The organism is Prevotella sp. KH2C16, from assembly GCF_900113305.1.
Lineage (GTDB): Bacteria > Bacteroidota > Bacteroidia > Bacteroidales > Bacteroidaceae > Prevotella.
On record NZ_FOOW01000014.1, the window covers coordinates 41,519 to 66,380 of the forward strand.

The window sequence follows — 24,862 nt, forward strand, 5'->3', positions numbered from 1 at the left end:
TGCGAAAACTATGATGCAAATTCTTAAACAATGAAGCGTAGTTCGGTGAGAGTTTCCAAGGCTTGTGGTGTATGGAATGTGGTGTTCCTGCTCGTCGGAGCGGTCAGCCTGTTGCTTGGCCAGTATATGACCGACATCGTAAACCTTACTCATGGCGGCGCAATGTCGCTCCTCTTGGCAAAGGTCTACTATCTCGGAGTCTTCGGAATCCTCTTCACCGTCTGCGAGGCGGCGCTTGCTTTTAATCTTGCCCGCCACCTGAAGAAATACGGGGATTCTGTCTACTGGCTGCTCTATGTGTGGATTGTCGTGAGGGTAGGGCTCTTCGCGTTAGGCAACATATCCTCTTTCGACCCCACGCTCAACATTGTCCGCCAAGTGGCGGGCGTGGCCTACAACCTCGTCATGCTGGCCGTCGGCATCGTCTTCTGCGTTCGCTACCGGGGCTGGCTCCGCTGGCTGGGCATCCTGCCGCTTGTCCTTTTCTCCCTGGGTATTGTTTCCGGGCTTGTCAACTTTGTCTTCGGGGATGCTGCGGAATGGATGATGGCGAAGACGGCGGTGTTCCTCATCGTGCTCGCAACCCTGTTTGTCCTGCAGCGCACGATGGTGGCGAGGCGGTAGCGCCTTTCCTTTCGGTTTCCGGAAATCGGCAGGCTGCCATACAGAAACGAAATAGAAACTTAAACAATCATACAAAAATGGAAAACCCCAAACTGAAAATGTGCCCGAACAGGGTCGTTGCCTATTTGCAGAAACCTCCGTGTGAGTTTACCAAGGAGGATGTAATCCGTTTCATCCAGGCGAACGACATCCGCATGGTCAACTTCATGTATCCCGGTGGAGACGGGAAGTTGAAGACCCTGAACTTCGTCATCAACAGCCTTGAATACCTCAGCACGATCCTCTCCTGCGGGGAGCGGGTGGACGGGTCGAGCCTCTTCGACTTCATCGAGGCGGCCAGCAGCGACCTCTATGTGGTGCCGCGCTACTCCACGGCGTTCGTCGATCCCTTTGCCGAAATCCCCACGCTGGACATGCTCTGCGAGTTTTATAACCGCGACGGAAACCCTCTGGCCAACTCGCCCGGGTATACTTTAAGAAAGGCGCAGCAAGTGCTCTTGGAGAAGGCGGGCATTGAGTTCGACGCCATGGGCGAACTGGAATACTATGTCATACGGCCTGCCGAAACGGTCTATCCCGCCCTTGCGCAGCACGGATATCACGAGTCGATGCCCTATGCCAAGACAAATGACTTCCGGGCGCGCTGCATGGACTTCGTGGCACAGTGCGGCGGACAGATCAAGTACGGACATTCCGAGGTGGGCAACTTCACTCAGGACGGCCTCACCTACGAGCAGAACGAGATAGAGTTCCTGCCCGTGCCCTGTCTGGAGGCCGCCGACCAGCTGCTCATAGCCAAGTGGGTGATTCGCAACGCGGCCTACCGCGAGGGACTGAATGTAACCTTTGCCCCCAAGATAACTGTCGGCGAGGCCGGCTCCGGCCTGCATGTGCACATGCGCCTGATGAAAGACGGCCGCAGCGTGATGACCCGTCCCGACGGCAGCCTTACTGACGAGGCCCGCCGGGCCATAGCCGGCCTGATGGATCTTGCCCCGTCTATCACCGCCTTCGGCAACAAGAACCCCACCTCTTATTTCCGTCTGGTTCCGCATCAGGAGGCTCCCACGAATGTGTGCTGGGGCGTGAGCAACCGCTCGGCGCTGGTGCGCGTGCCGCTGGGGTGGACGGCCGGCGTGAACATGAGTGCCGAAGCCAATCCGCAGGACCCCTTGTCGGGAGCCGGGTTCGACACCTCCGGCAAGCAGACCTTCGAGATTCGCAGCGGCGACGGCAGTGCCGATGTCTACCAGCTCATCGCGAGCCTCTGCGTGGCCGTCCGTCATGGATTCGAGATGCCGGATGCCCTCGAGGTGGCGGAGCGCACCTTCGTCGACGGCAACATCCACGACGAGCGCCTCGCTGAGCGGTTTGCCCGTCTGGCTTCGCTGCCCGACAGCTGCGAGGCCTCTGCCGAATGCCTGGAGCGGCAGCGTGCCGTCTACGAGGAATACGGCGTCTTCAGCAAGTCGATGATTGACGGCGTGGAGCGCCAACTCAAGTCTTTCGGCGACCGAACGCTGAGGGCGGAGACAGAGGACGATAAGGAAAAGGTGAGCCGGCTTGTGGCTCGTTTCTTCCAGTGCGGATAGTGGAAGAAAAATAAAAGACGGCTTCCAGCTTGACAAAATCGCCGATTTTGTCCCATGTTTTCGCCGATTTTGTCGTACAATCTCGCCGATTTTGTCAGGCTTCCAGCCGTTTGTTGGGAGTGAAAAAAGCCTAAAAGCATGACTTTTTATCACGAACCCGTCATGGATTCATGTTTTTTTTGTTATCTTTGCCTAATAATCGCCCCGGTAAAAGCAAGTTTTTGCCAGAGGCCGCATTTAAGGATAGAATCCTAAAAAGATGGAGTTATGAAACATATTGTCGGTTTAATCGCCATGCTGCTGTGCATGTTGCCTTTGTCAATGAATGCGGATAACTATACCCAATTGTGGAAGGAATTTGAAGCGGCGCGATCGAAAGACCTGCCCAAGACCGAGCTCGAGGTGCTGGAAAAGATTTCCCGCCTGGCCTCTCGGGAAAAGGCCTATGGCCATCTGGTGAAGGCTCAGGTGCTCACCGTCGGCCTTCAGTCAGCCGTATCGCCGGATTCCCTCCAGCCGGCGAGGGCTCGCCTGGAGGCTCTGGAGCAAAGGACGGGCGACCCAGCGCTGAAGGCCGTCTACGATGTGGTCATTGGTGCGCTGTATGAATACGACTACGACAACGAGGAGCGTGAGGCCCGGCGCGACGAATACTATGCCCGTGCCATGGAGAATCCCGACGCCCTGGCGGCCATCCGGGATGCCTCTTACGCCCCGCTGGTGGAGGTGGGCGTAGACAGCAAGGTGTTCAACCACGACCTGCTGCATGTCATCGGCTTCGCGACGGCCGACTATGCCGCGCTCCACAAGTATTACGAGGCCAGGGGCAACCGCTCCGCGGCCTGCTACACGGCGTTGAAGCTCAACGAGAAAGAGTCCCAGACCGACAAGACGAGGATGGCCTCGCTCGACTCTCTCCTCCGCCTTTACGGCGACCTGCCGATAGCCTGCGAGGTGGCCATCAGGCGCTACGACCTGATGGAAGGCGGCACCAGGGAGCTTAACAAGGCGCGCTTCGACTATCTCAACGAGGCCATCGCCAAGTGGAACGACTATCCCCGCGCGGATGTCCTGCGCAACAACCTGAGCCGGCTCACGCAGCCGGAGTTCTCTGTCAATGTCGCCAAGACCCTCCTGTTGCCCGGCCGCGAGCAGCAGCTGAAAGTCAATCTCGCCCGCAACATCCGCGAACTCACCATGAAGGTGTATCGGGTAGACGCGCTGCCGGACGATGGGGGCGATGTCGACAATGCCAAGACGCTGGCTCGCTTGATGAAGAACGCACGGCTTCAGGCCGACGCCACACAGGCGAAGAACTTTGCCGGGCACCCTGCCTATGAAGAGACGGAGGACTCCATCACGCTCAAGGGACTGCCCTTGGGTGCCTATCTTCTGGAGTTCCAGACCGACAACAAGAGCGTGAAGCCCAGCCGGATGCTCGTTCGGGTGAGCAATCTGCAGGCGGTCTGGACCGAGTTGCCCGACCATTCGGTGCGCATAGCCGTGGTGAATGCCACGACGGGCGAGCCTGTTCCGGGTGCCCGCCTGGCGTTGAGCCGCAACGAGTCGGCACCTGAGACGATTATCAATACCGACGCGAAAGGTGAGAACCTCTTAAAAGGGGCAAATTATTCCTATATTCGTATTTTCAAAGGAGAAGATCTGTATAGTCCAAGGCAGTATTTCCGCCCGTTTTTCAGTTATTATGACACGAAGATTAGTTCTTATGAGGTAAGCCTCTACACCGACCGCGCGCTGTATCGACCCGGACAGACGGTGCATGTGGCGATGGTGGCATACGGCAAGGAGGAATACGACGAGCTGAATGTGCTTCGCCGTAAGGAATACACGCTCACCCTTCGCGATGCCAATGGCAAGGAGGTGGAACAGAAGAAAGTTACCACCGACGAGTTCGGTTCGGCCTCTGCCGACTTCGTCCTGCCCACGGGCGGGCTGACGGGGGAGTTCTCGGTGCGTGCGAACACCGGTGCTGTCTACTTCCATGTGGAGGAGTATAAGCGTCCTACCTTTGAGGTGGAGTTTGATGAATACAGGGAGAAATACGAGGCCGGCGACACCATTATGGTGTCGGGAAAAGCACGAAGCTATGCCGGAGTGCCCGTGCAAGGTGCCAAGGTGGCCTACACGATATCGCGAAACCGCTCGCTCTGGTGGGGCTATTGGAACGGTCAGGAGTCCGGTTACGGCCAGCTCCGGCAAGACACGACGGTTACCGACGCCAACGGCGAGTTCAAGATTCGCGTCCCCATGACGCTGCCCGAGCGGCACGACGGCAAGCCTATATTCTGCAACATCGTGGTGAACGCTACCGTAACCGACCTCGGCGGGGAGTCGCGCGACGGCCGGCTGACATTGCCCGTAAGCTCCAAGCCTACCGCCTTTGCCTGTGATATGCCGCAGCGGGAGCTCAAGGACAGCCTCCGTACCCTCACCTTCGGCTATCGCAACAATGCCGGGAAGGAGATTCCGGGAACGGTGACCTATACCATCGACAATAAGAAATATACGGCCAAGGCCAACGAGGAGCTGGACATCCGGACTCAGATTGCCCCCCTGCAGTCGGGCAGGCACCATCTGCGGGCCGTGTGCGGGTCGGATACCATTGAACAGGACTTCGTGGTGTTCTCCCTCCAAGACAACAAGGCCGTGGTCGAGACGCACGACTGGTTCTACCAGACAGCCGAGGAGTTCCCCCGCGACGGCAGTCCCGTGCACATCCAGCTGGGTTCTTCCGACCCGGTGCAGCATGTGGTCTACACCATCATGAGCGGCAATAAACTCCTCGAAAGCGGAGTAATCGACCTGCACGGCGAGCTCCATAACCGTTCGTTCACCTATAAGCCGGAGTATGGCACCGGGCTCGTGCTCAACTATGCGTGGGTGAAGGAGGGCGTGGTCTACCGCCACAATGTACAGATTCGCAAGCCGCTGCCCGACAAGCGGCTCATCATGAAGTGGACCACCTTCCGCGACAAGCTCGTGCCTGGGCAGCAGGAAGAGTGGACGCTAAACATCATCCGTCCGGGCGACAAGGCCGCCAAGGCGCAGCTCTATGCGACGCTCTTCGACAAATCGCTTGACCAAATCCGCAAGCACGGCTGGTTTTTCAATCCTCCCATCTGGTACTCTTATCCACAGACGGCATGGATAGGCGGCTTCCTCCGCGACGCATATGCCAGCTCGGCGCAGGGCATCAAGTGGCTCAAGGTCGATGCCTTCACCCTCTCCAGAATCTGTTACTTGGAATTCAACGCTCCCATCATTCATAAGCATGCGGCTGTCAAGGTAAGGGGGATTGGCATGCTCTCAAAGGAAGCAGCCGCTCCGGCCAGCGTGGAGGATGGTATCGTTGCGTGTAGGGCAGATGTCCGGGTGCGCGGGAGGTCTGTGGCCTCGGGCGACGAGGCGTTGAACGAGAGCATCGTTGTCGGTTACGGGTTCAAGGGAAAGTCGGAAACCGCCGGCGAGGAAGATTCCCCCGGTCTGCCCGGCGGCCAGATACGCGAGAACCTGGAGGAAACGGCGTTCTTCTATCCGAACCTTGAGACCGACGCCCAGGGCAATGTGAAGATCAAGTTCACGCTGCCCGAGAGCATCACCACATGGCGCTTTATCGGCTTTGCCCACGACAGCCAGATGAACTACGGCTTCCTCGAAGGCGAGGCCGTGGCCAAGAAGACGGTGATGGTGCAGCCTAATATGCCGCGCTTCCTGCGGGTAGGCGACAAGGCAACGATAAGCAGCAAGGTCTTCAATACGACCTCAAAGACTGTCTCCGGCACGGCAAAGATGCAGCTCCTTGATGCCGAGTCGCAGGAAATCGTCTATGAGGAAACGGCTAAATATCGCATTCCTGCCAACGGAACGACGAGCGTGAGCTTCAGTTACAGACCCGAATCTGCCGACAGAATGCTCGTATGCAAGATTGTGGCAAGCGGGAAGAACTACAGCGACGGCGAGCAGCATTACCTGCCGATACTCCCGGACATGGAACTCGTAACGAATACCGTGCCCTTCACCCAGAACAGTGCGGGCACCAAGACGATAGACCTCGATGCGCTCTTCCCTGTGAAGCGCGACGACAACAGTCTCACCGTGGAGTACACCGACAACCCCGCATGGCTGATGGTACAGGCCTTACCCTATGTGGGAGATGTCAATGAGCACAACGCCATCTCGCTGGCGGCAGCCTATTATGCCAACTCCATCGCCTCAAACCTGCTCCGTCAGAGCCCTGTCATCAAGCAGACGCTTGACCTTTGGAAGCAGGAAAAAGGCACGGAGACCACCCTCATGAGCAGTCTGGAGAAGAATCAGGAACTCAAGTCGATGGTTCTCGAGGAGACGCCGTGGGTCATGGATGCCGAGAAAGAGACCAGTCAGAGGCAGCAGCTCATCCGTTTCTTCGACGAGAACACCCTTTCCATGCGCATGGCCAACATGCTCGACAAGCTTCGGGAACTGCAGCGACAGGACGGATCGTTCAGCTGGTGGTCGGGCATGGAGGGCTCCCCGTACATGACGGTGGCAGTAACGAAGATGCTCACGCGCCTCAACAAGATGATTGGCAACCAGGAACCTACTCGCCAGATGCTGTCCAAGGCGTTCGGATTCCTTGACAAGGAGATAAGGAAAGAGGTCGTAGAGCTGAAAAGACTGGAGAAGAAAGGGGTGAAAATCCTTGTGCCTACTGAGCTGGCCTGCAACTATCTCTATTGCAATGCGCTGGCAGGAAGACCGACGACGGCCGACATCAACTATCTGCTGAACCTCCTCGTGAAGCAGCCGGCGGAGTATACCATCTACGGAAAGGCCAACAGCGCCGTCATCCTCAGCCTCTACGGCAAGGATTCCAAGGCGCGTGAATACCTGCAGAGCGTGAAGGAATACACGGTCTACAAGGAGGAAATGGGTCGCTATTTCGACACTCCGAAGGCGCAATACAGCTGGTTCGACTATCGCATTCCTTCCCAGGTGGCGGCCATCGAGGCGCTGAAACAGCTTCAGCCGACCGAGAAACAGACCATCGAGGAGATGCAACGGTGGCTCTTGCAGGAAAAGCGGACGCAGAGCTGGGACACTCCCCTCAACAGCGTCGACGCCGTCTATGCCTTCCTGAACGGGCAGACCGACAAGCTCACGCCCGAAAACAACACCCCGGCGGTATTGGAAGTGGACGGCAGGGAACTGTCGGCCGACCACCGGAGTGCCGCCATCGGCTATGTGAAGGGTCGCTATCAGGGTGGCGGCCTGCGGCAGTTTACTGCCCGGAAGACCACCGACCACACCAGTTGGGGTGCCGTCTATGCCCAGTTCATGCAGAAATCCACCGAGGTGCAGAACGCTTCCGCCGGCCTGACCGTCAGGCGCGAGATTCTCAACGAGGGGCGCAACCTCAGGGTGGGAGACAAGGTGAAGGTGCGCATCACCGTTACCGCCGACCGCGACTACGACTTCGTGCAGGTGCAGGACAAGCGTGCGGCCTGCATGGAACCCGTCGGACAGCTCAGCGGCTACCACTGGGGCTACTACTGCGCGCCGAAAGACAACACCACGAACTATTACTTCGACCGCCTGGCCAAGGGCAAGCATGTGGTGGAGACCGAGTATTACATTGACCGGGAAGGCGACTACCAGACGGGCACTTGCACCGTGCAGTGCGCCTACAGTCCGGAGTTCATGGCCCGGGAGGCTGCCAAGAACCTGAATGTGAAATAGGATATGAGAAAACAAATGATAGTAGGACTCCTGTTGCTGGCGGCTCCCCTCGGGGCGTCGGCACAGAAACTGGAGGCTAAGCAGAGTGTGATAGACTGCGGGCAGATACTCTTCCAGAGACCCGTAACCGTGGATTTTGAACTACAGAACAAGGGGAACCGACCGCTTTACATCCGCGATGTGAAGACCAGTTGCGGCTGTGCGACGGCCTCCTATCCGCGCAACGGCATTCCGCAGGACGAGAGTTTCAAGGTGAGTGCCAGCTACGACGCCCAGCAGCTGGGGCATTTCGAAAAACTCATAGCCGTCTACAGCAATGCCGACGACAAGCCGCTGCTGCTCACCTTGCGCGGTCATGTGGTAACCGAGGTTGTCGACTATGCGGGCGACTATCCCTTCCGCCTCGGGCAGTTGAGCACGGATGTCAACGAGATAGAGTTCGATGATGTCAACCGCGGCGACCGCCCTTTCAAGCGGATACATGTGTTCAACTCGTCATCGCAGACTGCCGAACCCCAGGTGATGCACATGCCACCCTACCTGAAGGCCGAGGTGTCGCCGTCGAAGATTGCGGCGGGACATGCCGGCGTCATCACCCTTTACCTGGATTCGCGGCGGATTCGCAACCTGGGACTGAACCAGACCTCGGTCTATCTGGGTGCCTATCCGGGCGACAAGGTCTCCGACGAAAAGGAAATCACGCTTTCGGCCGTGCTGCTTCCCAGCTTTGAGAATTTCAATGAGTCGGCGCGGGAATTCATGCCGAGCCTTGTTCTGTCGGCCCGTGAGCTCAATCTTGCCCTGAACGGGAAGGCCAAGAGGAAAGGGGAGATAGAAATCACGAACAAGGGGCGTACCACTCTGGAAATCCGAAGTCTGCAAATGTTCACCGAGGGACTGGAGGTTTCGTTGAGCAACAAGAAGATAGAGCCGGGCGGAACGGCGCGCCTGAAGGTTACGGCGATAGCAAAAGGCCTGCAGAAAGCCCGCTCGAAGCCCCGTATCCTGATGATAACCAACGACCCCGACAATGCCAAGGTGGTGATAACCGTTAATGTGAAATGATCCAGATAGAGATAGACAGCGGCAGCGGATTCTGCTTCGGCGTTACCACGGCCATCAAGAAAGCCGAGGAGGAACTGGCCGCGGGCAAGACCCTTTACTGCCTCGGCGACATCGTGCACAACGGTATGGAGGTGGAGCGGCTGCATTCCAAGGGACTGGTAACCATCAACCACGACCAGCTGAAGGAGCTGCACGATGTGAAGGTGCTGCTGCGGGCTCACGGGGAGCCGCCCGAGACCTATGAGATTGCCCGCCGGAACAACATCGAAATCATAGATGCCACCTGCCCCGTAGTGCTTCAGCTGCAGCGAAGAATCAAGCGGCAGAACGACAACAACCAGTCGGCGCAGATCGTGATTTTCGGCAAGACAGGGCATGCCGAGGTCTTGGGGCTGGTAGGGCAGACGCATGGACGCGCCATCGTGGTGGAGAACCTCGAGGGCGTGAAAGGCCTCGACTTCTCCCGCGACATCTATCTCTACTCGCAGACCACGAAGTCGCTCGACGAGTTTCACCGCATCATCGAGTATATCCAGACGCATATCCGGGAAGGAGCCACCTTCCGCAGCTTCGACACCATCTGCCGTCAGGTGGCCAACAGGATGCCCAATATCGCCTCGTTTGCCGCAAGGCACGACCTCGTATTGTTCGTCAGCGGGCGCAAAAGCTCCAACGGGAAGGTGCTTTTCCATGAGTGTTGCAGCGTGAATGCCAACTCTTACCAGATAGAGAGCCCCGAGGAAATCGATATGCGGTGGCTGGACGGCGTTCAGACCATCGGCATCTGCGGGGCCACGAGCACCCCGAAATGGCTCATGGAGCAATGCCGCGACTATATCCTGGCGCGTGTGGAGGAGTGATTCTGCCCCTGGGGGCACATTATTCGATTATGCCGACGGGTTCTCTCGTCGGTTTTTTCTTTCCCAATGGATGCGGGCAGGCACGGAGAGCCCTATCCTCCAGAAGGCATAGAGCACGCCGAGGGTAAGCAGGAGGCATACGATTCCCGCTGCGATATAGGCATACTTGCGGGTCTGCCAATAGAAGTCTTGATTGCTGACGAGGTCAGGCCGTGTCGGCGGCGTAGCTGAATATCGCCACGCCGGGCGAGCAGAAGGCGAGGAAGAGCTTCCTCCCCCTGTTCTCTCCTTTGGCTACGAGGGCTGCTATGGCCAGCGCAATGAGCCCGGCCAGCCCGGCAACGACTGAGAAAATAATCACCCAGAAGATTAAGACAAACCGTATGCCCATGTTCTTGAACTATTGTGCTGATGGGTAGATTTTCCCGCGGGCAGCGGTCAGGAGAAGGAGAGGGTGGTGCTCTCGGCCTCTCCGTTCAGCGAGCGCAGCAGTTTCATCCTGGCCACGCCGCCGTGAAAGTAGCTTCCCGCGGGGTATACCGGTTCGGTGCCGAAGTGCATCTTGGGGTCATAGGCCTTCAGGTCGGCCGCCTCGCAGTCCCAAGCCACATAGCCTAATCTTGAGCCGCTGGCCGTCGTGCTGCTGTTTCCGTTGAATGTATAGACCCATGTGGTGCGTGGCAGCGGCTGTTTCTGGTAGGAGGGATAATAGGGAATATCGTCCTTGGTCTCCACCTTTATGCGCAGGTCCATGTCGGTTTCGAGCGATGTATAGACAGACGGAATCAGGGTTGCAATCCGCCCCTTGAGGGTGTAGAGGTTGTCTCCGGTGCGGTGCAGGGTGTAGGCAAGGGTTCCTTCCGCCAGCTTGACGGTCCATTCTGCGTTTGCGGCAGTCAGTGGATTGTTGCCGGTATAGATCACGATGCCCGTTGAATAATGGTTTGTGGTGATGGTTCCTTTCTGGCGGTCTATTATGGGCGCCATGTTGCCGAAGTATTTTTCCAGATACTCTTTCTGCAGGTCAGGATTGTCTTCCGCCGCAAGATACAGGTTGCAGGCAAACACCTTGTTCAGTTGGTCGACCATGTCCGCATAGGTGAGGCTCAGCACCTTCTCGGGTTGCAGAGGCTCATCCTCGCGTTCTTCGCTTTCCTTGGAGCAGGATGCCTGTGCGAATACTATTGCGAGAGACAGCAGGATGTTGGGTAGCGTGTTCTTTTTCATTGTCTGTGGCTTTAGTAGATGAGATACTGTTTGCTTATCATCACGGCCCGGCCTTCTGCTATGAGGGCGTGTTCATGATACTGCAAATATACGATAATCTGATGACTATGACAAGGAAAGAGGATAAAAAAAAGTTAAGCCGGCGACCTTCGCGGGGCCTGCAAGCGGCGCGCCGGTTAGTCCGCAGTCGTTTTCGGGAAGATTACACACGGCGTGTAATCGGATTACACGCCGTGTGTAATCGTGTTACACGCCGCTTGTAACATTGGTGCAGGCCATCGCTCCCCGGGCTGAAGGTCGTTTCCCGCAGGGCCGGATGCCGTGTGCCGTCATTCCGGAAGCCTGTCCGGGCAACGATGGGGGTGGGGACAACGAAAAAGGACGGCATCTCACGATGGCGCCCCTCACAAAAAAAACAGTAATTAACTCAAAATTTATAATTTATATTTCTTCTGATATCTTAGTCTCTTTTACGATTTTCTGTCTTGTTGCTACCTAAATTGTATTTCTATAAAACTCATGAAAACTAAACCTGATAGTTTCTGTTTTCTGTTGCAAAGATACAAATAATTTCGATTCAACCAAAAAATATTCGTTAAATTTATAGTTTTTTTTATGGGCAGGGGTTATTTTTCCCGTATTTTCTCCTGATATTGCTTCATCAGCCAGGCCTTTTGCTCTGCAATGGTCATATGGCTGTTGTCGAGCTCGATGGCGTCGTCGGCCTTCCTCAGGGGTGAAACCTTGCGGTGGGAATCTATATAGTCGCGTTCCTCCACATTCTTCAGGATGTCGGCGAAGTCGGCCGGCATGCCCTTGGCCTTCAGCTCGTCGAAGCGGCGGCGGGCACGCACTTCGGCGCTCGCCGTAACGAACACCTTGAGCTCCGCGTCCGGGAAGACGGTGGTGCCGATGTCGCGGCCGTCCATCACGATGCCTTTTTCTCGCCCCATTTGCTGTTGCTGGGCCACGAGTGCCTTGCGGACGAAGGGCAGCGCGGCTATCGGGCTGACATGGTTGCTTACCTCGAGGGAGCGGATTTCCTGCTCCACGAGCTCATTATTTAAATAGGTGTCGGGGCGTCCTGCCTGCGGATTGAACTTGAAACTGATGTTGATGCGGGGCATCTGCTCCTCCAATTCACGGGCCCGGATGGTGCCGTCGGCGTTGAAGAGGCCGTTGCGGAGGGCATGGAGCGTTACCGCACGATACATGGCTCCCGTGTCTACATAGATGTATCCGATTTCTTTGGCCAGGTCTTTGGCCATCGTGCTCTTGCCGCACGACGAGAAGCCATCGATGGCGATAGTGATTTTTCTCATGACGCTATAGTGTATAGGCTAAGTTTACGACGAAAGAATTGCTCGACACATGATACTTGGCATAGGCCAGGTTGATCTTGAAGCGGTCGAGGTTGATGCCCGCCCCAAAGGAGAGACCTGCCCCGTGGCTGCTCTCGGTGTCGTCGCTGCCGAGGATTTTCATCTCGTTGGCGCGGCGGAAGTTATATCCGCCTCCTATCCAGATGTTGTCGCTGAGGAGGATGTCCACGCCCGCCACGAGGTGATAGATGAACTTATAGTCCCAGTGGTTGAGGTCGATGAGCGACGCCGAGAGGCGGAAGGGGGTGTGCAGGATGCGCTTGCTCACGCCGGCCTGGACATCGATGGGCATCTTCTCGAACCGGTCGTTGTAGGCCTTGAGCTGGCCTCCAAGGTTCTTTGCGACCAGCGACAGCGACCATTCCCGGTCTGGGTCGTAGTAGTTCAGGCCGAGGTCTATGCCCATGGCGATGGAGTTGTAGCTGCCGATATACGAGGTGATGAACTTGGCCGCGATGCCTCCGGCCACCCGGTCGCCAAGCATATAGCTGAAATATCCCGCTATCGAGATGTCCTTTGCGCTGAATTCGCCGGTCTGGACATTGTTCTCGTCAACTTCTTTCATCGTCCCGTAGTCGATGTACTGTGCCGAGACGGCCACCGTGGCGCGGTTGCGAATGGTCTTGTTGAATGCCGCGCTGGCCGTATTCGCACCCTTCATATAGTTCATATAGTTCAGGTTGACGGTCTTGTCGCTTACTGACGACAGCAGGGCGGGGTTATTGAATATCAGTGCCTCGTCGTCTTCGATGACCGTTATGTTGTCCCCTCCCAGTGCCGCGGCGTGCGCACTCACGGGCAGACGCAGGAAGTTGTACTCCGTCTGGCTCTCCTGAGCTGCCGCAAAAATGGCAAAAAGGGTTAACAGGAGGGTAAAAACGCTTTTTTTCATTTAATTTTCCTAATTATTCGACAAAGTTACACCTTTTTTCAAATATCTGCGTTATTTTTGTAATTGAATTCATTTTCATAACGCGGAATCTATCGTTTTAGTGTGGCAGAACTGAAGAAATCAAACAAGGCGAATCTGGATAACAAGAGGTGGCAGGGCTTCCTCTTGGGCTTGATAGTTGCTTGTTCGCTGTTCTTCGTGGCCATGGAATACACCACTCGTCCCAAAGTGGTGGACAACGACATGGAAGTGGACGAGGATTTCATAGAGGATCTGGAACTTAAACTTAAACGGGACAAGGAGGATATGATATCCGTGGCCTCGCCGAAGCCGCCTCCCCCGGCGGTAACGGAGCGTGTGAAGGAGGCGGAGACCAGACCGTCTGAGGCGGAAAAGATTTTTCCCAACACGAGCGACATCGACGAGGGGGAGGGCGACGCGCTGAAGAAAGAGGCTACGGTGAAGGAAGCCGTGCCGGCAACTCCCTTGGTGGGGAACGACGATCCCTTGAGTTTCCGCATCGTGCAGCAGATTCCCGAGTTCCCGGGGGGGATGGCCGCCTTCACCCAATGGCTCACCCGGAACTTGAGATACCCGCCCATAGCCCAGCAAAAGCACATAGAGGGGCGGGTGGTGGTCTCCTTTATCATCAACCGGAACGGGTCGGTATCTGACCTGAAAATTGAGCAGTCGGCCAATGATTCCTATCTCGATCAGGAGGCTTTGCGCGTGATGAGGCTCATGCCGAAGTGGAAACCTGGACTGGAAAACGACAAGCCCTGCCGGACGATGATGGCCGTACCGATTGTTTTCGCAATTTAAAGAAACTTTCATGATATGTTCACGCCGGAAGAATTACTAAGACTCTTCAATGAGTATTTGGACCATTTACCTTACGACCGCAAGCCGGAGTCGCTCTATGAGCCTGTCCGCTATGTGCTCTCCATGGGCGGAAAGCGCATCCGTCCCGTCTTGATGCTGCTGGCCTACAATCTTTTCAAGGACGATCCGGAAACCATTCTCTCCTCGGCCTGCGCCCTGGAGACCTACCATAACTATACGCTCCTGCACGACGACTTGATGGACAACGCGCCGATGCGCCGCGGGCATGAGACCGTGCACATGAAGTGGAATGCCAACACGGCCATTCTGAGCGGCGACTCTATGCTCGTCCTGGCCTATCAGCGCATGTCGGCATGTCGTCCCGACAAGCTCAAGGCCGTCATCGACTGCTTCACGGAGACAGCCCTTGAGATAGGGGAGGGGCAGCAGTATGACATGGACTTTGAGTCTCGCACCGATGTGCGGGAGGAGGAATACATAGAGATGATCCGCCTGAAGACCAGCGTCCTCCTGGCTTGCGCCCTCAAGATAGGTGCCATTCTGGCGGATGCGCCCGAGGCGGATGCCGAGAATCTCTATCGGTTTGGTGAGCAAATCGGGCTGGCTTTCCAGTTGCAGGACGACTATCTGGATGTCTACGGCGACCCTGCCGTCTTTGGGAAGGCCATCGGCGGCGACATTCTCTGCAACAAGAAGACCTATATGCTGATCAACGCCTTCAACCATTCGGATGCCGCGCAGCACGAGGAGCTGGGGCGATGGCTGTCGGCCAAGGACTTCGATGCCCGTGAAAAGATTGCCGCGGTAACGCATTTGTATGACGAGATGGGCATTGATGAGCTTGCCCGCGACAAGATACGGTTTTACTTCGAGCAGAGCAAGAAGTTCCTGGATGCCGTCAACCTCCCTGCCGAGCGCAAGAAGCAGCTTGCTGACTATGCGGCTCAGATGATGCACAGAGAAAAGTAAACTCCCTCCACCAGCTTCCCTCAGATGGGTCGGATGCGTGTAAGACATTGAATCCCAATCGTAAAATATCTACCAATAAGTGCCCTACAGAAGATTACCCAAGAGCGATGCAGCCCGACTGAAAGCCTTGAAGACGCTGCTCGACAACAATGACATCTATACCGCCCGCAACCGGTTTATCGACTGGAAAACGCTCAACATGGCCCAGTCGTTGTACGACCGGCTGCTGACTGCCACCGAGCAGCTTCGCTTGAGCAGGCTGGCGCTGAAGCGCTATAATACCCGCATGGGCAAGTTGCACCATAATGCGTGGATGTATGTGAGCCATTTCATACAGGTGCTGATCATGAGCGTGGAACGCGGGGAAATCAGGCGCAGTCTCTTGGAGTTATACGCACTTCCGCAGGACGCGACTGCCGTGCCCGACATTACTACCGCCGGCAAGCTCATGGAGTGGGGAAAGAAGGTCATCGAAGGCGAGAAAGCGCGCATCAAGAAGGGCGGCCGGCCTATCTATAATCCGTCGCTGGGCATGCTGAATACCCATTACGACATCTTTTCCGAGGCCGTTCGCCAGCAGCAGTCTTTGCAGGAGCGCTGCCAGAGGGATGCCCGCGACATTCAGGAACTCCGCCCCCAGGTAGACAAGGTGATACTGGACTTGTGGAATCAGATAGAGAAGTATTATGAGAACGAGCCTCCAGAGGTGCGCTTCAAGGCGTGCCGGAAGTTCGGGGTGATATACTATTACCGCCGCCACGAGGAGCATAATTATTAGGATTAAACATTTAAGACATTGAATTTCATCGATACACATGCTCATCTCGACGGTGAGGAGTTTCGCGAAGATCTGCCGGAAGTCGTCGCAAGGGCGAGGGAGGCCGGCGTCAGCAAGGTCTTCCTGCCCTGCGTCAACCTGTCGTCCATTCCCACGATGGAGGCGGCGTGCCGCGCCTTTCTCGGCTATCTCCATCCCATGATAGGGCTGCAGCCCGAGGAGGTGGGTGCCGACTGGCAGGATGTCTTGGGCCGGATGAAGCCCTATCTCGCCCCTCGGGAGGAGCATCCCACGCTGGGCGGGGCTGAAATCATTGCCGTGGGCGAGGTGGGACTCGACTTCTATTGGACACGGGAGTTTGAGCGAGAACAGCTGTCGGCCTTCGAAGAGCAGGTGAAATGGGCCGTGGAGTATCGCCTCCCCTTGATGATCCATTGCCGGAAGGCGCAGAACGAGCTCCTCCGCATCCTCAAGCTGTATAGGCGGGAACTGGCGGGTGGCGTATTCCACTGCTTCACCGGCAACGGCCGGGAGGCGCTCGAGCTGCTGTCGCTGGACGGCTTCGTGCTCGGCATAGGCGGTGTGTCCACCTTCAAGAGCAGCCATCTGCGGGAAGACCTGCCCGCGAATGTTCCCCTGAGCCGCATCGTCCTGGAGACCGACAGCCCCTATATGGCCCCGGTGCCACATCGTGGCAGTCGCAATGAGAGCAGTTTTCTTGTCTCAGTCCTGCGGCAGTTGGCCGAGAGCTACGGCGTGAGCGAGGAGGAAGTTGCCCGCCAGACGAACGAGAATGTGCGGCGAGTGTTTCGTATAGAAGTATAGGAAATGAATATAGAAGAGATCCGGACCTATGCCCTGTCCCTGAAAGGAGTAACGGAGGACATGCCTTTCGGCGACGACTGCCTTGTCTTTCGCGTGGAGCGGAAGATATTCATGTGTATCCATCTGGCTGCCCTTGAGCCTGTGATAGCTCTCAAGTTGTTGCCGGAGACCCATGAAGAACTGCGCGCGGAGTTTACGGGCGTTACCCCTGCCTATCATTGGAACAAGAAACATTGGAGCGATATAGCCCTGCGGAGCGATGTTCCCGACGAGCGCGTCCATGCTCTGATAGATCAGTCTTATCGCTTGGTAGTGAGCAGGTTACCTAAGAATTTACGCTGGAAATACGATTTTTAAATATTTAAAGAAATTTAAATAGATGGGCGAAAACTTCTGATTCTCGAATAAAAACTATACTTTTGTAGCCGATTTGGAGAGATGCTCGAGTGGCTGAAGAGGCACGCCTGGAAAGCGTGTAACCGGCAAAACCGGTTCCGGGGTTCGAATCCCCGTCTCTCCGCTAATAGGCTTCAAAAGGACTTCACAAAGGTTGTCATTTTAGCCTTCAAAAATTAGCTAATCGTTGTAAAATCAAGGTTTTACAACGATTTTTCTTTGTATATACCTCCGTTGCCTGACGGCATAACCTTATGTTTTGACGGTCATCTTTCGGTCAATTTCTGCTACACATACTGCTACACAAAAAATGCAGCAGCAAAAAATGTAGCAGTGACGGTATTCTGAATACCATATTGACGGCATCAACTCTTTCTTTTTCAACGTATTAAGTATTAACTTTGCAGCCGAGTGCTACACAAAAGAAAGATGCATTATGAGAACAAATTTCAAGGTGTCCTTCTACCTACGCTCAAACTATGAGAACAAAGAAGGAAAGTCGCCTGTAATGCTCCGGGTATTCCTTAACGGAGAGATGGCTAATTTTGGATCTACGAAAATCTTCGTGGACAAGACTGTATGGAACAATGCCACAAGTCGGCTCAAAGGCCGGACGGCTGAAGCCTTATCCGCCAATGCCGCATTGGACTCTATTTCTGCTACACTGAATAACATCTATCACAAATTTGAGGACGACCCCTCCCTGTCATTGGAGAAAATCCGCTCGTTTTTTGTGGGGAAAGACAGGGAGTACACAACTTTTCTCCCTGTATTCGACAGGTTCAACGAAGATGTCAGACAGCGTGTAGGACATACCATCAGCAAGGACAGCCTTCAGAAATACAGCGTTTTGAGAAGACATTTCGCAGAGTTCCTTGTCTATAAGCATGGAAGGAAGGATATAGGGCTCACAGAGTTCACACCATCCGTAGTACAGGATTTTGAGTTGTATCTGAGCACGGTGGCAGGCTGCGCATACAACACGTCTGTCAAGAAAATGAAGGCACTCAAGACCGTAACCATCTATGCGCAAAAACGTGGCTATCTTCTTCACGACCCCTTCCTCAACCACCGTTTTCACTTGGAGCCTGTCAATCGCGGCTTTCTCACGGACGAGGAAATCATGAAGATTGCTAACAAAGAACTGGATATCCACCGCTTAGAACTGGTAAGGGACGTTTTCATATTCTCCTGCTTCACGGGACTGGCATATATTGACGTGTCCAATCTCACACCAGACAACATCGTTACGCTCGATGACAAGCAGTGGATTATGACCAAAAGACAGAAGACCAGCGTGGAGACAAATGTACTCTTGCTGGATATACCCAAGAGTATCATCGCCAAGTACAGCCACAAGACCTATCGGGACGGCAAACTGTTTCCCATATTAACGAATCAGAAAACCAACGCATATTTGAAAGAAATTGCCGATATTTGTGGCATCAAGAAGAATCTGACCTTCCATCTTGCCCGCCATACATTCGCCACGATGTCACTGAGCAAGGGCGTTCCGATGGAAAGCGTGTCGAAGATGCTGGGACATACCAATATTAAGACCACACAAATCTACGCCCGCATCACCAACAAGAAGATAGAGCATGATATGGAGCAACTTTCTGGCAAGCTCGACAAGTTCAACAAGGCGATGGGGATCCGATAACAAATAAAGTATAACAACCCTAAAATAAAAGATTTATGGAAACGACAAAGAAAGAACTTTCCTACTTCCGTCTGAAGTTGGAGAACTACCTCAGTGAGCATTTCCCCGAAATGCAGAATGACAAGCCGTTCATAACGGCAAGAGCCGATGATGCCCTTACTACTTACTGCGATGCAGTGGCGCAAGGCTTCTCGCATCCGGAAGCGGAGACAATGGCAAGCGAGGTGCTGCATCGAGGGTTACATTTCTCCAAATACGACACGCTTGTTTCCGTGCTGGAAAATGAGTTTGAGAAGGAACTGCCCTCCCCACTTCCCGAAAGGCTTTCCCCGATACTTCTGAAAAACAAGGCTGTGCAAAGCGTCTTCGACAAGTATGAACTGACGGACGACTTCAGTGCGAGTCCGGAGTATGAGAAACTATACACCGAGCTGACAGGGACAATCGTTCTGCTCATCGAGGTCAATGCTCTGCCAACGATAGACAGTGAGAACATAACTTGAAGTAACACCATCGGGAGCTTTTGTAGTGTCAAGAGCCAAGATACACGCTCCACTCCACACGCCAAGAGTTCTGCAAACACTTGCCTTTGTGTAGTCTGCGCATCTTGTTATCGCTCTTGAACTATTAAAAGCCCCGATTATGAATACAATCATCATGAATCAAGACGTTCACACACCTGCCTTCATCAAGGCAGACGCATCGAACAAGACCGACAGGAACAGGCAGCAGCCTACTTCTCCCAAGCAAGTCCGCCGCTTCGGTTGGACACGCTTCATCGAACCCGTCCTTCTGCTTTCCCTTGTCATCGGTGCAGTTTACCTTATCTCAAAGATGGTAACGCCGCAAGTCGTAACTGCCGTGTCAGTCATTGCAGGTTTTCTGATACTGCGCTTTATAGTCCGTGTAATCCTGAAAGTGACATTTACGCTTCTGAGCTTTCTGTTCTGGCTGGCGATACTCTGCGCCATCCTGCTCTGCGTGCTTTGAGAAGCACGTTTCTGTAAACTTTTCATTTATATTTCATGAGGTGGTTATCTCGCATTTTGCAGATAGCCACCTTTTTTGTTTTCCGTTTCAGGCGTTGCACTTTCGCTTCTCTTCCATATCTCCACAATATGCGATGTCGCAAGACGGATGCTGTTCCCTTTTTATCCGCAAAGGTAGTACGGGGCTTGCGGTTTTCCCAAGGTCGGTGCCTCCGGTTTGTCTGAAAAATCTCCATCCCTGCGGGTAGTATTTTTCGCCAAAACCTTGTGCAAGCCCCGCCCCGCTACCTCGTGTATTGCTACAAAAAGGAATCAGCATACTCCGATCTTTGGACGCATAAAAAAATGTCGCTATGGATAAGCAGAAAGTATATACAACATCTTCGATGAAGAAAAAAGGATATAGCTCCTCCTCTCATTACCGCATTAACTCTGTGGTTGGACAAAGTGAGCAAGTGTTGGCAACCAAGTTCGTGCAATGGGACGTGAACCCATTGGAGAGCCTTTCAAACAGCAAGGTGTACCTCCTGCGTGCGAAACTCAATCGTGGCGAGCGTATGAGCCGTGAAGAAAAGGACTGGCTATGTGAAGCCGTGAACTCAAACACCTACTTCCGTACAGCCGTTCCCTTGCAAGGTTGGCGATTTGACTTCTTCGATGTGCTGAAGAAATACCTTGTGGCTCAATACGGACAATGGGCAGAGTATTACGCACCCGACAGAACGAGCCTAAGAGCCTACCTATATGGACGCATCAATCAGATTGTGGAATTGTAAATCGGCGGACGAAGTGAAAGCCAAATTCCCAAGTATTAACAACATCAAAACATATACGACTATGAAAGGAACAGAACATTTCACACGCACGATAGCCGAATACCTCAATCAGCGTGCTATGACAGACCCTTTGTTTGCCCCCAACTTGATGAAACCTAAAAAAAGCATTGAGGAGTGTGTAACCTACATTCTTAATCAAGTGCAGAAATGTGGCTGCAACGGATTTGACGACGATGAAATCTACTCTATGGCAGTCCACTACTATGACGAGGACGAGATAGAGGTGGGAAAGGCAACCGACTGCCGAGTAATGGTAAACCACGTTGTGGAACTCACGGAGGAGGAGAAGGCAGAAGCACGCAAGCAAGCCATTGCGCAATATCAACGTGAGGAACTTGCCAAGATACAGAGCCGTAATGCAAGACCTCAAAAGAAAGAAACGGCAGAGGTGATACAGCCTTCATTGTTTGACATCTAAAAGTAAAGATTATGGAACGATACGATTTAAGCGAAGCACGCATCTATGTAAGTACTTATGGGAAGTACAACGAAGGCTCACTAAAAGGTAAGTGGATAGACCTTTCGAGTTGTTACGACCAAGACGAGTTTATGGAAGTGTGCCACGAACTCCACCAAGACGAGGAAGAACCCGAATTGATGTTCCAAGATTGGGAGAACATTCCCGAAGAACTCATTGACGAGGGGCATTTGGACAGCAACTTCTTTGAACTTCGGGACGAGTTGGAGAAATTGGACAGTATGAACATGAGTGCCTTTTGGATATGGGTGGAGAATACCGGCAAGGACTTGACCTCTTCCGTTTATTTCCTAATGAAGCAATTTCATTCCGCTTTTGTGGGCAGATATGTGAGCAAAGAAGATTTTGCAAGGGAAATAGTAGGAATGGAACACGAACTATCCGAGTTTGCAGAGCGGTACTTCGATTATGACAAGTATGCAGACGAACTCTTTGACGAGGGGTATTGGTTTGAGAGCGGATATGTATTCCGTGACGAGTAAAAACAAGGAGGACAGAAAATGAAACCGAGAAACAAGTTTGAGAAGGCAATACTTGCCGAGAGCAAGCACCTTCGCCCGATAACCAAGACACAGAGCAGGTGGGTTTTCCGTGAGTGCATAAGCCACTTTGCCTACCGACTGCCCAAAGGTCGCACCACCTGTATGGACTGCGGACTTAGTTGGGTGATGGGCAAACCCAAAGAAACCTGCACCTGCCCCCATTGCAGGGCAAGGTTGCAGGTCAGAGAAACCTTTGAACGTAAATTGCAACAGAAACGGTATTTCACCACGCTTACCGCTTGCGGAGAGTACCAAGTATTGCGAATGTTCCTTCTCGTGGCTGAAATGGAGAAAGGCTGCAAGGCTGAATATCATGCGCTTGAAATCGGGCAGTATTGGTGGAACGCTGAGGGAAGGAAAGCCATAGTCGCCATTCCACGCACGATGGGTTGGTACGTCGATACCTTTTCGTTCTACACCCCTATGGCAATACGCAACGACAACGATGCCTACCGATATGCTGCCACTTCCCCGATATATCCGAAGTTCAAGGTGTCGGACACCCTGCGCAGGAATGGCTTTGAGGACAATTTCTATGGCATAGAGCCAACAACGCTGATACCTGCGTTGCTTTCCGACAGCCGAGCCGAAACATTGATGAAGTCGGGACGTACAGACCACCTGCGCTATTTTCTTGGCAAAAGAAAAGCGTTTGACGAGTATTGGCAGTCCTATAAGATTGCAGTCCGCAACGGCTACGAGATAACCGACATTTCCCTTTGGTGCGACTATGTGGACATGCTCCGCAGATTGGGCAGGGACACACACAGCCTGAAGTACCTTTGTCCTGCCGACCTTAAAGCCGAGCACGACCGCAGACATACGGAACTCAACAGACAAAGGGAAAGGGAGGAGATTGCCACGAAACGGCAAAAGGCGATGGAAGATGAAAAGCGTTTCCAAGAACTAAAATCCAAGTTCTTCGGTATATCATTCACGGACGGAACAATCCAAGTCCACGTATTGGAGAGCGTGCGGGAGCATTTGGAGGAGGGAGCGACCATGCACCATTGCGTATTCTCCAATGAGTATTATCTCAAAGAGGACTCACTTATCCTTTCGGCTACCATTGAGGGCAAACGGATAGAGACGATAGAGGTGTCATTAAAGACTTTGGAAGTGGTGCAAAGTCGTGGAGTGTGCAACAAGAACACGGAATACCACGAGCAGATAGTGAATCTTGTCAATGCCAACCGAAGGCTAATCAGCCAACGAATGAAAGCGACGGCATAAAAATAGCGGAGCGATACCCACAAGTTATCACTCCGCTTTCAAATAAAATCACGGTAAATCCTCTTCCTCAGTACTACTACCTGACGGTTTCGTTTTCTTCGCCGGTGCTTCCACACGCTCATAACTTACGCCCGAGAGCGTGAAATACTTGCGCGAAGGCGAAAGACGCACGACTGGCTTGGTGATGTGGATGTTGGGGTTGAACTCCGTCTTGCCCTTCTCCACGATTTTGCTCTGGAAGGATGGCGTGAGCGTACCGATGTCGCCAAATTCCACGATGTCTCCGTTTTCCACGTGCCGCTTCGCAATTTCGGCGGCAAGGCGGAGCACAGCCTCCACCTCTGCGCCTGTGAATGTCGTTGCGTGTCCCACTTCGTCGCAAAAACTGCGGTGGTCAATACGCTTGCGCCCTGTGGGGCGTGCCTGAAGCACGGTCTTCCCCGCCATCGCTCCGATGGTTGCCTTACGCTCGGTAAGCGTGTAGGCTAATGGTCTGTTTGCCATAGTTGTTTGATATTTAGTTTTGCTCCTCTTTTTTGATGCTTCGCCACCAGTCAAGGTGAGGGGCTTTCCATTGTCGGCTGGCATGTTCTTAGGTTTTCAACGGTAAATATACGAAAATATGACATCATTTCCAACTAAATATGACATCATATTTGAGAGAAAATGACATCATATATAACTATTTATCTTCCTTTATGTTTCTGCTTTTTCTTAGCTTGCCGAATTTCAAATTTCCGTTCTCTATCCTCTTCTCTTTGGTGTCTTGCCAAAGCCTTTTTCGTCTTGTGGTCTTGCTCTTGCTGTTTTTTCAGTTCTTCCTGCGCCTTACTGTAAACATACTTGTAATTAGAGGATTTCATAGTTTTTTGCGCTAATTTCTGTTGCTTCTTGAAACTAACCTTGTACTTTTTCTGCCTTTCCTCAACTGTTGGCACCGTGTAATGTAGCCGCTGCCAGTCGAGATTCTCCAAAAACATAACAATATCGGAAGTGGTAGGCTCGGAAGTTCCGATTACCTCACGAGCTACAGAGTAAGTACCCTCATAGAATGACTCGAAAAGAGCAATCCAAAATGGTTCATCATAGACAATTGAGACAATGTGCTCGTTGCCATTAAATTCTGTTACTGTTGCCATATTCCATCTAAACAATTAATAATTCAATACGCAAGCAGTACCTCACACAACGGTTAGGGCTGCCCTATACTGATGTCAAGAAGCGTTGTGGGAACATTTTCCCTAAAAAGCACTTCTCCGTACCCCCTTATTGGGAGCATACAAGCCTATGGTCATCAAACCATATTAACTGTTTAGTTAGAAACTTCCGCTGATATTTTCTGATAGTAACAGAAGCTAACCCGTCTTGGCTGACATGTTCGGTTGCAAAGATAATAAAAATTTCTATACTATCATATAATATTGGAGAAAAAGAATGGTGTTTACTGCCATATAGTATACATACAATACAGAGACCTATTTAAAATTCAGACCTTTTACTCTATCAAGGTACATAAAATATCACAAACTCCACCTGTCTGCGTTTGACCAATCCATTCAAGACCTTGCCCTTGTATCGGCAGAACGAGACATACTCCCGATAGAAATTCCTATCCCCAGCCTCTATTTTTCGCAGCAGTCGGCTTTTGGATTGCTTGCCATAGCCAAGCAACCTCCCCATACCCACATTGTAGGAAAGCAAGGTCAGCAGCAGGGCATCTTTGCCATATCCCTTGAAGTGTTCAAAGCATTTCCAAAGGTCGGCACGGAGCAGCGAGTCCGCCTGCCGTTCCGTCATGTTTGCCGTGAAGTGCTCACCCGGCTGCAACTGATGACCATATCCGACGTATGGATAATCCTTCCAGCCATGCAGTCCCTCAAAGTATTTCACGACGGCCATTATGAATACAACTTTATTATGGAAAGTCTT

General features: G+C 53.2%; 23 protein-coding genes, 1 tRNA gene and 1 pseudogene. 18 read left to right on the plus strand and 7 right to left on the minus strand.

Annotated elements, in window-relative coordinates; genetic code table 11:
- Positions 1–30: 30 nt before the first annotated feature.
- From BM114_RS09775 to BM114_RS09795, 5 genes are all read left to right on the plus strand, one after another.
- The gene (locus BM114_RS09775) at positions 31–624 is read left to right on the plus strand and encodes a hypothetical protein (RefSeq protein WP_092112915.1); all 594 of its coding nucleotides are present in this window, start codon (positions 31–33) and stop codon (positions 622–624) included.
- Positions 625–701: 77 nt separating this feature from the next.
- The gene (locus BM114_RS09780; RefSeq protein ID WP_092112918.1) at positions 702–2,216 is read left to right on the plus strand and encodes a glutamine synthetase family protein; all 1,515 of its coding nucleotides are present in this window, start codon (positions 702–704) and stop codon (positions 2,214–2,216) included.
- A 267-nt stretch (positions 2,217–2,483) separates the two neighbouring features.
- Positions 2,484–7,955 (plus strand): MG2 domain-containing protein, encoded by a 5,472-nt coding sequence (locus tag BM114_RS09785; protein ID WP_092112921.1) that lies wholly within the window; start codon positions 2,484–2,486, stop codon positions 7,953–7,955.
- Positions 7,956–7,958: 3 nt separating this feature from the next.
- Positions 7,959–9,020 (plus strand): DUF1573 domain-containing protein, encoded by a 1,062-nt coding sequence (locus BM114_RS09790; protein ID WP_092112924.1) that lies wholly within the window; start codon positions 7,959–7,961, stop codon positions 9,018–9,020.
- Positions 9,017–9,880 carry a 4-hydroxy-3-methylbut-2-enyl diphosphate reductase gene (locus BM114_RS09795; protein WP_092112927.1) on the plus strand — a complete coding sequence of 288 codons (864 nt, stop codon included), beginning with the start codon at positions 9,017–9,019 and terminating at the stop codon, positions 9,878–9,880. Before BM114_RS09790 ends, BM114_RS09795 begins: the two co-directional genes overlap by 4 nt.
- A 205-nt stretch (positions 9,881–10,085) precedes the next feature.
- On the opposite strand, the gene BM114_RS09800 is transcribed toward BM114_RS09795, so the two are convergent.
- From BM114_RS09800 to porQ, 4 genes are all read right to left on the minus strand, one after another.
- Positions 10,086–10,271, minus strand: a complete 186-nt coding sequence (locus tag BM114_RS09800; RefSeq protein ID WP_092112930.1) for a hypothetical protein — start codon at positions 10,269–10,271, stop codon at positions 10,086–10,088.
- Between the two features lie 47 nt (positions 10,272–10,318).
- On the minus strand, positions 10,319–11,107 hold the full coding sequence (locus BM114_RS09805) for a hypothetical protein (RefSeq protein WP_092112933.1): 789 nt from the start codon (positions 11,105–11,107) through the stop codon (positions 10,319–10,321).
- A 626-nt stretch (positions 11,108–11,733) separates the two neighbouring features.
- Complete coding sequence (gene cmk, locus BM114_RS09810; RefSeq protein WP_092112935.1) at positions 11,734–12,429, minus strand: (d)CMP kinase; 696 nt, start codon at positions 12,427–12,429, stop codon at positions 11,734–11,736.
- Between the two features lie 4 nt (positions 12,430–12,433).
- Positions 12,434–13,381: a type IX secretion system protein PorQ gene (gene porQ / locus BM114_RS09815; RefSeq protein WP_092112937.1), complete on the minus strand. Its 948-nt coding sequence runs from the start codon at positions 13,379–13,381 to the stop codon at positions 12,434–12,436.
- A gap of 102 nt (positions 13,382–13,483) precedes the next feature.
- Between porQ and BM114_RS09820 the strand changes: the two genes are divergently transcribed.
- The 13 genes and pseudogenes from BM114_RS09820 to BM114_RS09885 all read left to right on the plus strand — a co-directional run bounded on the left by BM114_RS09820 (position 13,484) and on the right by BM114_RS09885 (position 22,933).
- The gene (locus BM114_RS09820) at positions 13,484–14,203 is read left to right on the plus strand and encodes an energy transducer TonB (protein ID WP_092112940.1); all 720 of its coding nucleotides are present in this window, start codon (positions 13,484–13,486) and stop codon (positions 14,201–14,203) included.
- A 15-nt stretch (positions 14,204–14,218) separates the two neighbouring features.
- A complete protein-coding gene (locus BM114_RS09825) occupies positions 14,219–15,193 on the plus strand; it encodes a polyprenyl synthetase family protein (protein ID WP_092112942.1) in 975 nt (324 codons plus the stop codon).
- A 79-nt stretch (positions 15,194–15,272) separates the two neighbouring features.
- A complete protein-coding gene (locus BM114_RS09830) occupies positions 15,273–15,971 on the plus strand; it encodes a hypothetical protein (RefSeq protein WP_092112945.1) in 699 nt (232 codons plus the stop codon).
- Positions 15,972–15,989: 18 nt separating this feature from the next.
- Positions 15,990–16,796: a TatD family hydrolase gene (locus BM114_RS09835; RefSeq protein WP_092112947.1), complete on the plus strand. Its 807-nt coding sequence runs from the start codon at positions 15,990–15,992 to the stop codon at positions 16,794–16,796.
- 3 nt (positions 16,797–16,799) lie between these two features.
- Positions 16,800–17,153, plus strand: coding sequence for an MmcQ/YjbR family DNA-binding protein (locus BM114_RS09840; RefSeq protein WP_092112950.1), 354 nt, complete (start codon positions 16,800–16,802; stop codon positions 17,151–17,153).
- A gap of 75 nt (positions 17,154–17,228) precedes the next feature.
- Positions 17,229–17,316 (plus strand) — tRNA-Ser (locus BM114_RS09845).
- A gap of 312 nt (positions 17,317–17,628) precedes the next feature.
- Positions 17,629–18,855: a site-specific integrase gene (locus BM114_RS09850; protein ID WP_091819553.1), complete on the plus strand. Its 1,227-nt coding sequence runs from the start codon at positions 17,629–17,631 to the stop codon at positions 18,853–18,855.
- A 35-nt stretch (positions 18,856–18,890) separates the two neighbouring features.
- Positions 18,891–19,358 (plus strand): DUF1896 domain-containing protein, encoded by a 468-nt coding sequence (locus BM114_RS09855; protein ID WP_092112952.1) that lies wholly within the window; start codon positions 18,891–18,893, stop codon positions 19,356–19,358.
- 139 nt (positions 19,359–19,497) lie between these two features.
- Positions 19,498–19,845, plus strand: a complete 348-nt coding sequence (locus BM114_RS09860) for a hypothetical protein (RefSeq protein ID WP_091819548.1) — start codon at positions 19,498–19,500, stop codon at positions 19,843–19,845.
- Positions 19,846–19,973: 128 nt separating this feature from the next.
- A pseudogene (locus BM114_RS09870) lies at positions 19,974–20,620 on the plus strand (hypothetical protein).
- A 61-nt stretch (positions 20,621–20,681) separates the two neighbouring features.
- Positions 20,682–21,098, plus strand: coding sequence for a PcfK-like family protein (locus tag BM114_RS09875; RefSeq protein ID WP_091819536.1), 417 nt, complete (start codon positions 20,682–20,684; stop codon positions 21,096–21,098).
- A gap of 11 nt (positions 21,099–21,109) precedes the next feature.
- A complete protein-coding gene (locus BM114_RS09880; RefSeq protein WP_091819532.1) occupies positions 21,110–21,640 on the plus strand; it encodes an antirestriction protein ArdA in 531 nt (176 codons plus the stop codon).
- 18 nt (positions 21,641–21,658) lie between these two features.
- The gene (locus tag BM114_RS09885) at positions 21,659–22,933 is read left to right on the plus strand and encodes a PcfJ domain-containing protein (RefSeq protein WP_091819528.1); all 1,275 of its coding nucleotides are present in this window, start codon (positions 21,659–21,661) and stop codon (positions 22,931–22,933) included.
- A gap of 48 nt (positions 22,934–22,981) precedes the next feature.
- Here BM114_RS09885 and BM114_RS09890 read toward each other — a convergent pair whose 3' ends face one another.
- From BM114_RS09890 to BM114_RS09900, 3 genes are all read right to left on the minus strand, one after another.
- Positions 22,982–23,437 carry an HU family DNA-binding protein gene (locus tag BM114_RS09890; protein WP_091820191.1) on the minus strand — a complete coding sequence of 152 codons (456 nt, stop codon included), beginning with the start codon at positions 23,435–23,437 and terminating at the stop codon, positions 22,982–22,984.
- 182 nt (positions 23,438–23,619) lie between these two features.
- Complete coding sequence (locus tag BM114_RS09895; protein ID WP_091819524.1) at positions 23,620–24,072, minus strand: YjdF family protein; 453 nt, start codon at positions 24,070–24,072, stop codon at positions 23,620–23,622.
- 364 nt (positions 24,073–24,436) lie between these two features.
- The gene (locus BM114_RS09900) at positions 24,437–24,832 is read right to left on the minus strand and encodes a glycoside hydrolase family protein (protein ID WP_092112955.1); all 396 of its coding nucleotides are present in this window, start codon (positions 24,830–24,832) and stop codon (positions 24,437–24,439) included.
- Between the last annotated feature and the right edge of the window lie 30 nt (positions 24,833–24,862).

Bases quoted from the DNA above. Each gene is read 5' to 3' on its own strand.
- BM114_RS09790 (WP_092112924.1), top strand. From the start codon at position 7,959: ATGAGAAAACAAATGATAGTAGGACTCCTGTTGCTGGCGGCTCCCCTC.
- BM114_RS09855 (WP_092112952.1), top strand. From the start codon at position 18,891: ATGGAAACGACAAAGAAAGAACTTTCCTACTTCCGTCTGAAGTTGGAG.
- BM114_RS09880 (WP_091819532.1), top strand. From the start codon at position 21,110: ATGGAACGATACGATTTAAGCGAAGCACGCATCTATGTAAGTACTTAT.
- BM114_RS09875 (WP_091819536.1), top strand. From the start codon at position 20,682: ATGAAAGGAACAGAACATTTCACACGCACGATAGCCGAATACCTCAAT.
- BM114_RS09840 (WP_092112950.1), top strand. From the start codon at position 16,800: ATGAATATAGAAGAGATCCGGACCTATGCCCTGTCCCTGAAAGGAGTA.
- BM114_RS09825 (WP_092112942.1), top strand. From the start codon at position 14,219: ATGTTCACGCCGGAAGAATTACTAAGACTCTTCAATGAGTATTTGGAC.
- BM114_RS09805 (WP_092112933.1), bottom strand. From the start codon at position 11,107: ATGAAAAAGAACACGCTACCCAACATCCTGCTGTCTCTCGCAATAGTA.
- BM114_RS09885 (WP_091819528.1), top strand. From the start codon at position 21,659: ATGAAACCGAGAAACAAGTTTGAGAAGGCAATACTTGCCGAGAGCAAG.
- BM114_RS09895 (WP_091819524.1), bottom strand. From the start codon at position 24,072: ATGGCAACAGTAACAGAATTTAATGGCAACGAGCACATTGTCTCAATT.
- BM114_RS09890 (WP_091820191.1), bottom strand. From the start codon at position 23,437: ATGGCAAACAGACCATTAGCCTACACGCTTACCGAGCGTAAGGCAACC.
- cmk (WP_092112935.1), bottom strand. From the start codon at position 12,429: ATGAGAAAAATCACTATCGCCATCGATGGCTTCTCGTCGTGCGGCAAG.
- BM114_RS09800 (WP_092112930.1), bottom strand. From the start codon at position 10,271: ATGGGCATACGGTTTGTCTTAATCTTCTGGGTGATTATTTTCTCAGTC.
- BM114_RS09795 (WP_092112927.1), top strand. From the start codon at position 9,017: ATGATCCAGATAGAGATAGACAGCGGCAGCGGATTCTGCTTCGGCGTT.
- BM114_RS09860 (WP_091819548.1), top strand. From the start codon at position 19,498: ATGAATACAATCATCATGAATCAAGACGTTCACACACCTGCCTTCATC.
- porQ (WP_092112937.1), bottom strand. From the start codon at position 13,381: ATGAAAAAAAGCGTTTTTACCCTCCTGTTAACCCTTTTTGCCATTTTT.
- BM114_RS09900 (WP_092112955.1), bottom strand. From the start codon at position 24,832: ATGGCCGTCGTGAAATACTTTGAGGGACTGCATGGCTGGAAGGATTAT.
- BM114_RS09780 (WP_092112918.1), top strand. From the start codon at position 702: ATGGAAAACCCCAAACTGAAAATGTGCCCGAACAGGGTCGTTGCCTAT.
- BM114_RS09785 (WP_092112921.1), top strand. From the start codon at position 2,484: ATGAAACATATTGTCGGTTTAATCGCCATGCTGCTGTGCATGTTGCCT.
- BM114_RS09775 (WP_092112915.1), top strand. From the start codon at position 31: ATGAAGCGTAGTTCGGTGAGAGTTTCCAAGGCTTGTGGTGTATGGAAT.
- BM114_RS09850 (WP_091819553.1), top strand. From the start codon at position 17,629: ATGAGAACAAATTTCAAGGTGTCCTTCTACCTACGCTCAAACTATGAG.